We start from the raw sequence: 10,680 nt of genomic DNA, 5'->3' as shown, positions 1-10,680 counted from the left end.
GAAAGGCTTTCACTGCCTGACGCACCGGATAAGGAACCACCTGGATGACTTCGTGGATTACTTTTTTTCACTCTCTGCGGGGCTATGGAACCATAAAATCTCTTCATCATCAGTGGCTTAGCATCGGATACAACTCTAGTAGTTATCGAAGAAGGCCCAACCAGTTTTGGCGCTTACGTGCCCGATCTTCCCGGTTGTATTGCCGTAGGAGAATCTCGGGAAGAAGTGATGGAACTTATTCGAGAAGCCGTTGAATTTCATCTTGAGGATATTCGAGAAGGCGGACGCGCTATTCCCATGCCGCACTCGCGGGGCGAATTTGTCGAAATCCGCGCTTAATTCCTATTGGGGTTTTACCATGACCATCGCCGAACAAATCTACTCCGCCGCCAAACCCCTTCCAGAACACCTAGCCCTGGAAGCGCTGCATTTCATTGAATACCTACAAACCAAAGCCAATGACCGGGCAGAAATGCTCGATCTACAGAACGCGCAGGAAGTGGTAATGCGCCACATCTGGGATAATGAGGCCGACGAGGTTTGGAATGACGCCGAAACGCTGTGATGTGGTTCTGATTCCATTCCCATTTTCCGACCTTAGCCAATGGAAACGCCGCCCGGTACTCGTATTAACCGAAATCGATTTCTTCGGTGACTTTTTGGCCGTGGCAATAACTTCGCAATCAGGTCATAACGACAATATGGCCATTCTTGCCGCAGACTTTTCGGCAGGCAAATTACCCAGCCAAAGCTGGGTGCGCTCGACCCGCTTATTTTTCCTTAACAAAAACAACGCTGTGGCATTACTCGGTCGCCTTAAGCCCAACTCATTTTTGCGGATACATCGAGAAGTTTGCCAGAACTTGGGATGTATTCGTCAATAAGATTGTTCGTTCTCACGGGAAACGCGGGAACGAGCGAAATTAATTTATAGGAGCCAGCCATGTTAAACACCGCCAGAGCCATCATCAAACAAGGCCGCGTAGAGCTTTTAAACCCCGTCGAAATACCGGAAGGCACCGAAGTCTTAGTGACTTTCAACGTCCCAGATGATAAAGATTTCTGGCTAGGCGTCAGCCAAAGCGCTTTAGATAAAATATGGAATAACCCGGCGGACGACATATATGAGCAATTACTCACCCGGTAATATTATCCTCGTCCGCTATCCGTTCACCGATTTATCCGGCTTCAAAATTCGGCCCGCTGTTATCATCGGTGCCAAGCATCCATCTAGCGATGTTTTTCTCGTTCCTCTGACAAGTCAAACAGCATCGCTAATGCCCGGAGAATTCGTGTTGAATGACTGGCAGTCCGCTGGATTAAACGTAAAATCGGCAGTGAAGCGGGGCATTTTCACTATGGAAGAAAACTTAGTAATAAAGCAGGTCGGTCGCATATCTTTGTCCGACTCTGCCAGATTAAATGCCTCATTGAAGCTCTGGCTTGGACTTTGAAGCCGCATATCGGGTTAAACTGACCATGTTAGAAAGGCACATTATCAAAGAAGTAGGGCTTTATTTGATCTGGATAGAAACAGCCCTATCCGCCTCACTTTTAGCAACCACCGGCATCGACCACTGGACCCGCTATCTTTTGATAGCCTCCATGTCTTTCGGGCTGATAGCCTACGTTTTCGTCGCGGGATTTTTTCTGGTTTACCTCGCTGTTAAGCGCCCGGCATTCTTATTCAATCCATCCGATTACGATAGCTCGGTGCAGCATCATTTATTCGATGCATCGGCACCGAAAATAAGGGTTAAACCCAAGGCGAAACAAACTGAGTGAATCAGTTTTATGGTGTACTCTCGCAAGCGCCGTGGGAATGAGATGTAAGGGTATCTAATGTGCTGTAGGAATTAGGTCTAAATTTCCAAACCCCACCCACGAGGAGAATATCTATGAACGCTGTCCTAGCCGAATATGTTTACTCCCCCGCCGAATACCTCGCCCTTGAACGCGCCGCTGAATACAAAAGCGAGTACGTCGACGGGCACATTTACGCTATGACCGGAGCAAGCCGAGAACACGGTCTCATTGCGTTCAACATCGCGGGCGAACTCCGCAACCTATTGAGGGACCGGCCCTGCGAAGCCTTTATTTCGGACATGCGAGTCAAAGCCGCCAAAGCTCGCAGCTATCGCTACCCCGACATCGCTGTTGTTTGCGGCAAGCCTGAATTTGAAGACCAGCATGCCGATACCCTGCTGAATCCCACCCTCATTATTGAAATCCTCTCACCCTCCACCGAAGCCACCGACCGAGGGCGGAAATTCGCCGAATACCAGCGCATTCCTTCTTTGCTGGAATACATCCTGGTCAGCCAAGACCAACCGCGTATCGAGCGATTTGCCCGGCAGTCGGAGGGCTGGCTGCTCACCGTCTCGGAAGGAATGGCTGCGGCGGTGCGGCTGGAGGCCATCGACGCGGCGCTCGTGTTGAGCGAGGTCTATCACAAGGTTTGGGAACATCCACCCACGGATATAGACGCCACTGATGAATTTCGAGACTAATGTCTTGTCCCCACAGGCACCGTGGGAACGAGCAGATATTACTAACGCTTTCTTAACCACAACCACACAGGAGCAATTAAGCCCAATGAAAGTCCCATCCATCCAACTCTCCAAACCCGCCTTCTGGCTGGCCGTAAGCATGATCGGCCTACTCGCCACCGGCTGCGGCGGCAACGAAACCCCCGCCCCAAAAGCCGCCGAATCCAAGCCCGCCGCCTCAGCCCCCGCCGCATCTAGCTCAAGCGTCACCGAAACCGAACATCAAAAGTTTGAGAAGAAATACACCGAGATGTGCGTCAAAGGCCAGCAAGACAACCCGGATAGCCCGGTTAAAAATGACCAAGTGGCCGGGGCCGTGTGCGAGTGCATGGCGAAAGCCATTTCAAAGCGCCTGAGCAAGGCCGAAGCCGTGCATTTTCTCGGTAAGAATGAAATCCCCATCGACATCGTGATGATGGGTAACGCCGCCTCCGCGACCTGCGCTCAAAACCCGCAGTAACGACTCCCGCCCCATCCCGTTCCCGCGCCCCGTGGGAACGGGAATCCTCCCGAAAATCTCCCAAATCCCCGGAGCAACCCCACCATGAAAACAGGCATGATCGGACTCGGCGCGATGGGCACCCACATGGCGCGGAATGTCGCGAAACAAGGCTTATTGGCGGCGGTGTGGAACCGCACCGAAGCCACCGCGCAAACCCTGGCGGCGGAACTCGGCGTGGCCTGTTCCTCTTCCCCCGCCCACGTCGCCGAGCGGGCCGACGTGGTGCTGGTCTGCGTGTCCGCCGACGCGGATGTGCTGGAAGTCGTGCGCCGCATTCTGCCGGGATTGAAGCCGGGCAGCGTGGTGGTCGATTTGTCCACGGTCAGCCGCGAAACCGCACGGGAAGCCGCCCGCTTGGTCAGAGAGACAAGCGCGGACTTCCTGGATGCGCCCGTCACCGGCGGCGTGGAAGGCGCGAAGAACGGCACGCTGGCGATCATGGTCGGCGGCGCGGCGGAAACGCTGGACAAGGTCCGGCCCGTGCTGGATGCCATGGGGCGGCGGGTGGTCCACATGGGCGAGGTCGGCATGGGCCAGTCGGCCAAGGCGGTGAACCAAGTCATGTGCGCCGGGATCAACGAGGCCGTGACCGAGGCGCTGGCCTTCGGTGCCCGGTTGGGCCTCGACATGGCGAAGGTCATCGACGTAGTATCGGGCGGCGCGGCGGGTAATTGGTTCCTGGAAAAACGCGGCCCGACTATGACTCAAGGCACCTTCGCGCCGGGTTTCAAACTGGCTTTGCATCATAAGGATTTGAAGATTTGCCGGGCGATGGCGGAGGAATTGGGTATGCCTTTGACGGTGGCCGAAATGACCTTGGAACATTACGAGCGGCTGATGGCTGAGGGGTTTGGGGATGAGGATATTTCGGCGCTGTATCGGCTGAAACGACCAGAAACATGAACACAAACCCCCGGTAGGATGCGCTGAGGAACGAAGCGCATCGCATCGCGATTGGGCGCCTCCTTCGTCGGCACATCCTACATCACTAATCCTTGCTAGCCGCATCTATGACCACCACAACCGTCCCAAATCACTGGCGCACTTCACGGGAAAGCAACCTCCCACAAAGCCTCCTGGATTCCCTGGATGACGTACTGTGGTCCCTCTCCCCCGAAGGTAGCCGCTTACTCTTCATCAGCGCGGCAGCGGAGCGCTTGTACGGCCATCCCCCTGCCGCCTTCCTCGAAAACCCGGTTCTCTGGCAACAGGTCATCCACCCCGATGACCGCGATAAAGTGTCATCCGCCCTTGCCGCCGCCAGCCACGGCACCCGCTTCGACCTCGAATACCGCATCGTCCGCGCCGACGGGCAAATCCGCTGGGTCCGCGACCGCGCCCACCCCTTCCGCGACGCCGCCGGACACACCACCCGCATCGACGGACTCATTACCGCCATCGAATCCCCCGCGCACCGGAAAGACCGGCTCAATACCCTGGCGCTGTACGATCTCCTCACCGGACTCGCCAGCCGCGCCCTGTGCCTGGACCGCCTGTCGCAACTGATCCGCCGCGACAGCCGGGCGCCCTTCGCGGTGCTGGTGTTCGACGTGGACCGCTTCAAGCACATCAACGACACGCTGACCTATCAAGCGGGCGACCAACTCTTGCGGGAACTGGCCACCCGCCTCGCCGAACTGGTGCCCAAGGCCAACCTCGCCCGCACCAGCGGCGACGACTTCGCCCTGGTGCTGGCGGACACCGGCACCGAGAGTGAAATCGCCTGCTTCGTCCACGACACGCTGCTGCCCGCGCTGACCCGGCCCATCCTCTACGACGGGCAGGAATTGCGGGTCGGCCTGAAAGTCGGCGTCGCCTGCTTTCCCGCCGACGGCACCGACGCCGCCACCCTGCTGAACAACGCGGAACTGGCCCACCGTGGCGCCCAGAACGCCCGTGAGCCGCTGTTGTTTTTCGCCGAAGAAATGAACCAGGGCGCGGGCGAGTTCCTGCGGGTGGAAAACAAGCTGCGCCGCGCCTCGGCGCAACGGGAATTCATCGCCTATTACCAGCCCAAGCTCGACCTTTGGCATAACCGCCTATCGGGCGTCGAAGCCCTGCTGCGCTGGCGCGACCCGGACAACGGCCTAGTCCTGCCGGGCAAGATCATTCCCATCCTGGAAGAAACCGGCCTGATCCTCGACGTGGGCCGCTGGATGATCGAGGAAGCGGGCGACCAATATATGCGCTGGATGGAACAAGACCCCGCGCCGCCCTGCATCGCGGTCAATATTTCGCCCTTGCAACTGAGCCAGCGCAGCTTCGTCGCCGACATGGAAGCGGCCATCAAAGCCTGCGACGACCGGCGCGGCTATCTGGAATTGGAGATCACCGAGAGCGCGATCATGCACGACGTGGCGGACAACGTCCGCAAGCTGCACGCCATCCGGGAAATGGGCGTGGAAATCACCGTGGACGACTTCGGCACCGGCTATTCCTCCCTCAGCTACCTCACCCGCCTGCCGCTGACCCGCCTGAAGATCGACCGCTCGTTCATCGTCGACATGACCGAGAGCGCCGACAGCCTGTCCATCGTCAGCAGCATCATTTCCCTGGCCCACACCTTGAATCTGAAAGTCGCGGCGGAGGGGGTGGAGACGCCGGAGCAGTTGAAGTTCTTGAAGCTGCTGCGCTGCGATGAGATTCAGGGGTATCTGTACAGCCCGCCGGTGACGGCGGACGAGGCGTTGCGGTTCAAGGCGCGGCCATGGCGCTAGAGCGTTCTCGCGCCGTGTGCAACCCCCTCCCCAGCCCTCCCCTTATCAGGGAAGGGAGAAAAGCCCCCCTGACAAGGGGGGTTGGGGGGTTTGAACCGTATACGGGAATTGAAAACGCTCAATACCAAGATATTTCCCGTCCGGCTCGTGGGGGCGAGCAACAATGCTAGAACTCTCCCGCCCCGCCCCCACCTGCCTGGAACTTCGCCTATTTGGTGCCTGGACCGTCGGCGCTACGCTGCCCGACCCCGCCCCGGTCTATCAAACGCTTTTCGAGTCCCCTGAAATCCAAACCCTCCGATTCGACTGCACCGGCCTGACCGACTGGGACAGCCTCCTGCTCACCTTCCTCCTCAAGCTGCTGAACGCCTGCGAGGGCCGGGGCATCGCCGCCGACCGCGGCGGCCTGCCCGAAGGCGTGCGGGGAATGCTGGAACTGGCCCAGGCCGTCCCCGAACGGCAAGACGCCGCCCGCCCCAGCCCGCCGGAAGGTTTCATCGCCGAGCTAGGCCGCTACGTCCTCAACGGTGTGGAGGACGCCCGGCAACTGGCGGACTTCACTGGCGCGGCGACGCTGGCGTTCGGGCGGTTGCTGCTGGGCCGGGCGCGGTTCCGGGGCGGGGATTTTTGGTGGCTGTTGCAGGAATGCGGCCCGCACGCGCTGCCCATCATCAGCCTCATCAGCGTCCTGGTCGGGATGATCCTCGCCTTCGTCGGGGCGGTGCAGCTCAAGCTGTTCGGGGCGCAAATCTTCATCGCCGACTTGGTGGGCCTCGGCATGGCCCGCGAAATGGGCGCGATGATGACGGCGATTCTCATGGCGGGCCGGACGGGCGCGGCCTACGCGGCGGAATTGGGTTCGATGCGGGTCAACGACGAGATCGACGCCCTGAAAACCTCGGGCTTCCCGCCCATGGAATTCCTGGTGCTGCCGCGCTTGCTGGCGCTATTCGTGGCGACGCCGTTCCTGTGCATTTATGCCGACGTGTTGGGCATGTTCGGCGGGGCGCTGGTGGCGTCGGGCCTGTTCGATATTTCGTTTGCCGAGTATTTCATCCAGATCGAGAACCGGCTGCGACTGGTGGACATCGAGGTGGGCGTGGGCAAAAGCGCCGTGTTCGGCCTGTTGGTCGCCGCTGCGGGCTGTATGCGTGGGCTGCAATGCGGGCGCAATTCCTCGGCGGTGGGCCTTGCCACCACGTCGGCAGTGGTGACGGGGATTGTGTTCATCGTGGTGTCGGACGCGGTGCTGACGCTGATGGTGACGACGTTGAATCTTTATCAGCGGTAAGGGTAGATTGGGTGGGGATTTGTTTTAAGCGGAGAACTAGCTATGCATATTGAAACTGAATTGGATGACATTCACGCCGAGCGCTTGCTGGAAATTCAGCGAGAATCGGGCAAGCCGTTGCCGGACCTCGTTTCGGAGATGATAGCGAAAGCCATAGATAAGGAACCGCCAGCGGAAACCGAGGGACAGAAGATACTGCGATTGCTGGAAGAACATGGCCTATTAGGCTGCATGGAAGGCGACGGCCATTTGTCGGAAAACTATAAAAAGCACCTCTGGGGCCAATCCCAGTGATTATCGCGGACACCGGATTATGGGTGGCTTTGTTTGATCGGCGCGATGTCCACCACAAACTTGCTCGTCAATGCATAGGAAATCTTACCGAACCCCTCATCACGACCCTGCCGGTGATTACCGAAGCCTGCTATCTGCTTCAAGTCCGTTGTGGAAGCGAACAACCCGTGGCGTTTCTGGAGGCTCAGGGGCGGGGCTTGGTGCGTATTTTCAAAATGGACAACTCCCACTTCCCCCGCGCCGCCGAACTCATGCGCCGTTATCACACACTACCTATGGACTTCGCCGACGCTTCATTGGTGATCCTGGCCGAACATTTAGGACATGGGCGCATTCTTTCCACCGACCGGCGTGACTTCGGCGTATACCGCTGGAAAAACCGGGAGCCTTTCACCAACCTGTTGCTGACCGATGCCTGAGCGGTTCCGGTCCCAACAATTATGACCGCCACGCCCCACCTGCAAGTCTCCGCCCTCACCATGGCCTACGGCGATTTCGTGGTGATGCGTGGCCTCGAATTCGCCGTGCGGCGTGGGGAGATTTTCATCATCATGGGCGGCAGCGGTTGCGGCAAAAGCACCTTGCTCCGCCACCTCATCGGCCTGCAAGCCCCAACGGTGGGCGAGGTCCGGTTCGACGGCCATGACCTATGGCAAGCCTCGGAAACCGAGCGCGACCGGCTGTTGCGGCGCATGGGCATCCTCTACCAAAGCGGCGCCCTATGGAGCGCCATGACCCTGGCCGAGAACATCGCCCTGCCCCTGTCGGCACACACCTGCCTGACGCGCCGGGAAATCGCCGAATTGGTCTCGCTGAAACTGGCCTTGGTGGGACTGGCCGGATTCGAGGACTTCTACCCGGCGGAATTGAGCGGCGGAATGCAGAAACGGGCGGCCTTGGCGCGGGCCATGGCGCTGGACCCGGAAATCCTGCTGTTCGACGAGCCATCCGCCGGGCTGGACCCGGTGAGCGCCCGGCGGCTGGATGAGCTTATCCTGCACCTCCGCGACAGCCTGGGCAGCACGGTGGTCATCGTCACCCACGACCTCGCCAGCATTTTAGGGATAGGCACCGACGCGATTTTCCTGGACACCGAGTCGAAGAGCATCCTCGCCCGGGGCCATCCCCGCCACCTCGCGGCGGATTCCGACCAGCCCGCCGTGCGGGATTTCCTGGCGCGGGGCGAAACCAGTTTTTCATCTTCCCCCTGACACAAGAACCCATGAGCAAACCCGCCAATACCCGGCTGATCGGCCTGTTCGTGCTAGGCGCCCTGGCCCTGGCGGTCGCCCTGGTGCTGGCCTTCGGCGGCGGGCGTTACTTCGGCTCGGCGCAACAGTACGTGGCGTATTTCCAAGGCTCGGTCAATGGTCTCAATGTGGGTGCCCTGGTCAAGCTGAAAGGCGTGAACATCGGGCGCGTGACCGACATCCTGGTGCAATACGACACGGCCCATAACCGGGTGTTGACGCCGGTGGTCATGCAGGTGGATTTCCGCAAAGTGGTGAGCATCGGGGAAGACCATCAACCGGCCCGCGCCCTGGATTTGCCGACGTTGATCGAGCGGGGGTTGCGGGCGCGGCTGTCCATGCAGAGCTTGGTGACTTCACAGCTTTTCGTGGACGTGAACTTCTACCCGGACAAGCCGGTGCAGTTGGTGGGCGCGGCGGTTCTGGGTTTGCCGGAGATTCCGACCATCGCCTCCGGGCGGGATGAACTGGAAAACACCGTGCAGGACACCGTGGCGAAATTCCGCGAGTTGCCGCTCAAGGAAACCGTGGAGTCCACCCGCAATTCGTTACGGCGGGTCGAGCAATTGCTGTCGAAACCTGAGACCGACGCCGCCATCGCCAATTTGAATCGTACATTGGAAGAACTACAAAAGCTCATCCAGCACATGGACGGCAAGGTCGATGCCGTCACCGGCAATCTGAACGACACGGTGCAGGACAGCCACGCCCTGGTGAAGAGCCTGAATGAGCGGGTGGTGCCGCTGCTCGCCATTACGGAGAAAACCATGGCGGCGATTGGCACGACGGCGGTTGAGGCCAGGGGAAGTTTGGCGGCGGTGGAGAGTTTCGGCGGCCCGGATTCGGAACTGAACGCGGCATTGCGGGAACTGGCGAGCGCGGCGCGGTCGGTGCGGCATTTGGCGGAGACCTTGGAGCGGAACCCGGAGGCGTTGATTTCGGGACGGCGGGAGGGGCAGTAGCCTTTTGGATTCGGTACCGGAAAATGCTGAAGCGTTAGTTAGATAACCCGTTTTTGATAATTATCATGAATGCTAATGAAAAACGCCATTTAATCATGGGAATATTGAATGTGACCCCGGACAGCTTCTCGGACGGTGGGGTATTTCAGGGGCTATTTTTAGCAGCTAGCCACGCCTTAAATATGGTCAATGAGGGGGCCGATATTATTGACATTGGCGGGGAATCCACCCGGCCTGGCTCGGACCCGGTCAGTGCGGATGAGCAGATTAAACGAGTGGTGCCGGTTATTAGCAAGATTAGGGAGTTGATACCCCGCCAATGCCTTATCAGTGTGGATACGACGCTTACAGCGGTGGCGGAAGCCGCCGTGGCAGCGGGCGCGGATATTGTGAATGACGTATCCGCCGGAAGAAATGATCCTCACATGTTTGATTTTGTCGCCGCGTGGGGCGGGCGGATTGTGTTGATGCACATGCAAGGCACGCCTAAGACCATGCAAGATAACCCAAGCTATTCCGATGTGGTGGATGAGGTTTGCGAGTTTTTGCGGTCCCGTGCCGATGCCGCCATCGCCGCCGGTATTAAGCCGGAAAATATCATCCTTGATCCAGGTATCGGTTTCGGGAAAACGCGGCAGCATAATCTTTTATTGATGACGCATCTGGAGCGAATCACACACCTGGGTTTCCCGGTGTTATTGGGCACCAGCCGCAAGCGCTTCATGGGGGCCATTTGTGGAGAGACAGAGCCGACGGGTTTGCTGGGCGCTACCGTGGCAACCACGGCTTATGGGGTGATGAAAGGGGTTAGGATATTCCGTGTGCATGATGTGCGGGAAAACCGGCAGGCGGCGGATGTGATTGCGGCGATTGGTGGGGCGGTTTAGGTTAAGGTGGGATTGGGATGGGTGCTTTCAGCAAGCGATTAATCCGGGTTTTTGTGGGTCACATCGGCGTACAATTTCCATTTTCAGTCATTGAGATTCGCCGCCATGTCTTCTCATGATCCTACCCGCATTAATCTCCGCACCAGCCCCGAAGCCAAAGCCATGATCGAACGCGCCGCCGTGCTGATGGGCACTAGCGTGTCCGCCTTCATGCTGCAACACGCTTAT

The 10,680-nt window shown here is 58.7% G+C and carries 17 protein-coding genes; all 17 read left to right on the top strand.

Annotated features, from left to right (window positions below):
- Positions 1-105: 105 nt before the first annotated feature.
- Positions 106-339 carry a type II toxin-antitoxin system HicB family antitoxin gene (locus tag ACXWUF_RS11340; protein ID WP_458494790.1) on the top strand — a complete coding sequence of 78 codons (234 nt, stop codon included), beginning with the start codon at positions 106-108 and terminating at the stop codon, positions 337-339.
- Between the two features lie 19 nt (positions 340-358).
- Positions 359-565: a DUF2281 domain-containing protein gene (locus ACXWUF_RS11335; protein ID WP_458494788.1), complete on the top strand. Its 207-nt coding sequence runs from the start codon at positions 359-361 to the stop codon at positions 563-565.
- On the top strand, positions 546-884 hold the full coding sequence (locus tag ACXWUF_RS11330; protein ID WP_458494787.1) for a type II toxin-antitoxin system PemK/MazF family toxin: 339 nt from the start codon (positions 546-548) through the stop codon (positions 882-884). Before ACXWUF_RS11335 ends, ACXWUF_RS11330 begins: the two co-directional genes overlap by 20 nt.
- Before the next feature lie 59 nt (positions 885-943).
- Positions 944-1,147, top strand: a complete 204-nt coding sequence (locus ACXWUF_RS11325; RefSeq protein WP_458494786.1) for a hypothetical protein — start codon at positions 944-946, stop codon at positions 1,145-1,147.
- A complete protein-coding gene (locus ACXWUF_RS11320) occupies positions 1,125-1,454 on the top strand; it encodes a type II toxin-antitoxin system PemK/MazF family toxin (protein ID WP_458494785.1) in 330 nt (109 codons plus the stop codon). Before ACXWUF_RS11325 ends, ACXWUF_RS11320 begins: the two co-directional genes overlap by 23 nt.
- On the top strand, positions 1,444-1,785 hold the full coding sequence (locus ACXWUF_RS11315) for a hypothetical protein (protein WP_458494784.1): 342 nt from the start codon (positions 1,444-1,446) through the stop codon (positions 1,783-1,785). Before ACXWUF_RS11320 ends, ACXWUF_RS11315 begins: the two co-directional genes overlap by 11 nt.
- A gap of 113 nt (positions 1,786-1,898) precedes the next feature.
- A complete protein-coding gene (locus ACXWUF_RS11310; RefSeq protein WP_458494783.1) occupies positions 1,899-2,510 on the top strand; it encodes a Uma2 family endonuclease in 612 nt (203 codons plus the stop codon).
- Positions 2,511-2,595: 85 nt separating this feature from the next.
- A complete protein-coding gene (locus ACXWUF_RS11305) occupies positions 2,596-3,009 on the top strand; it encodes a hypothetical protein (RefSeq protein WP_458494782.1) in 414 nt (137 codons plus the stop codon).
- A gap of 84 nt (positions 3,010-3,093) precedes the next feature.
- Positions 3,094-3,954 (top strand): NAD(P)-dependent oxidoreductase, encoded by an 861-nt coding sequence (locus ACXWUF_RS11300; RefSeq protein ID WP_458494781.1) that lies wholly within the window; start codon positions 3,094-3,096, stop codon positions 3,952-3,954.
- 107 nt (positions 3,955-4,061) lie between these two features.
- Positions 4,062-5,768 (top strand): putative bifunctional diguanylate cyclase/phosphodiesterase, encoded by a 1,707-nt coding sequence (locus tag ACXWUF_RS11295; RefSeq protein ID WP_458494780.1) that lies wholly within the window; start codon positions 4,062-4,064, stop codon positions 5,766-5,768.
- A 163-nt stretch (positions 5,769-5,931) separates the two neighbouring features.
- Complete coding sequence (locus tag ACXWUF_RS11290) at positions 5,932-7,059, top strand: MlaE family ABC transporter permease (RefSeq protein WP_458494779.1); 1,128 nt, start codon at positions 5,932-5,934, stop codon at positions 7,057-7,059.
- A 42-nt stretch (positions 7,060-7,101) separates the two neighbouring features.
- Entirely contained in the window at positions 7,102-7,353 is a 252-nt protein-coding gene (locus tag ACXWUF_RS11285) for a hypothetical protein (protein WP_458494778.1), read from the top strand.
- The gene (locus ACXWUF_RS11280; protein WP_458494777.1) at positions 7,350-7,772 is read left to right on the top strand and encodes a type II toxin-antitoxin system VapC family toxin; all 423 of its coding nucleotides are present in this window, start codon (positions 7,350-7,352) and stop codon (positions 7,770-7,772) included. Before ACXWUF_RS11285 ends, ACXWUF_RS11280 begins: the two co-directional genes overlap by 4 nt.
- 21 nt (positions 7,773-7,793) lie before the next feature.
- The gene (locus ACXWUF_RS11275; RefSeq protein WP_458494776.1) at positions 7,794-8,564 is read left to right on the top strand and encodes an ABC transporter ATP-binding protein; all 771 of its coding nucleotides are present in this window, start codon (positions 7,794-7,796) and stop codon (positions 8,562-8,564) included.
- A gap of 11 nt (positions 8,565-8,575) precedes the next feature.
- A complete protein-coding gene (locus tag ACXWUF_RS11270) occupies positions 8,576-9,565 on the top strand; it encodes an MlaD family protein (RefSeq protein WP_458494775.1) in 990 nt (329 codons plus the stop codon).
- 65 nt (positions 9,566-9,630) lie between these two features.
- Positions 9,631-10,452 carry a dihydropteroate synthase gene (folP, locus tag ACXWUF_RS11265; RefSeq protein WP_458494774.1) on the top strand — a complete coding sequence of 274 codons (822 nt, stop codon included), beginning with the start codon at positions 9,631-9,633 and terminating at the stop codon, positions 10,450-10,452.
- A gap of 105 nt (positions 10,453-10,557) precedes the next feature.
- Positions 10,558-10,680: type II toxin-antitoxin system TacA family antitoxin (locus tag ACXWUF_RS11260; RefSeq protein ID WP_458494789.1), on the top strand; the 123-nt coding region annotated here is incomplete at its 3' end.

The organism is Methylomagnum sp. (assembly GCF_054333355.1).
Note: the sequence above shows the minus strand (reverse complement) of the source record. Positions and strands in the feature narration are given on the sequence as shown.

Coding starts and splice junctions, on each gene's coding strand:
- ACXWUF_RS11335 (WP_458494788.1), top strand. CDS start 359: ATGACCATCGCCGAACAAATCTACTCCGCCGCCAAACCCCTTCCAGAA.
- ACXWUF_RS11330 (WP_458494787.1), top strand. CDS start 546: ATGACGCCGAAACGCTGTGATGTGGTTCTGATTCCATTCCCATTTTCC.
- ACXWUF_RS11325 (WP_458494786.1), top strand. CDS start 944: ATGTTAAACACCGCCAGAGCCATCATCAAACAAGGCCGCGTAGAGCTT.
- ACXWUF_RS11320 (WP_458494785.1), top strand. CDS start 1,125: ATGAGCAATTACTCACCCGGTAATATTATCCTCGTCCGCTATCCGTTC.
- ACXWUF_RS11310 (WP_458494783.1), top strand. CDS start 1,899: ATGAACGCTGTCCTAGCCGAATATGTTTACTCCCCCGCCGAATACCTC.
- ACXWUF_RS11305 (WP_458494782.1), top strand. CDS start 2,596: ATGAAAGTCCCATCCATCCAACTCTCCAAACCCGCCTTCTGGCTGGCC.
- ACXWUF_RS11300 (WP_458494781.1), top strand. CDS start 3,094: ATGAAAACAGGCATGATCGGACTCGGCGCGATGGGCACCCACATGGCG.
- ACXWUF_RS11295 (WP_458494780.1), top strand. CDS start 4,062: ATGACCACCACAACCGTCCCAAATCACTGGCGCACTTCACGGGAAAGC.
- ACXWUF_RS11290 (WP_458494779.1), top strand. CDS start 5,932: ATGCTAGAACTCTCCCGCCCCGCCCCCACCTGCCTGGAACTTCGCCTA.
- ACXWUF_RS11285 (WP_458494778.1), top strand. CDS start 7,102: ATGCATATTGAAACTGAATTGGATGACATTCACGCCGAGCGCTTGCTG.
- ACXWUF_RS11275 (WP_458494776.1), top strand. CDS start 7,794: ATGACCGCCACGCCCCACCTGCAAGTCTCCGCCCTCACCATGGCCTAC.
- ACXWUF_RS11270 (WP_458494775.1), top strand. CDS start 8,576: ATGAGCAAACCCGCCAATACCCGGCTGATCGGCCTGTTCGTGCTAGGC.
- folP (WP_458494774.1), top strand. CDS start 9,631: ATGAATGCTAATGAAAAACGCCATTTAATCATGGGAATATTGAATGTG.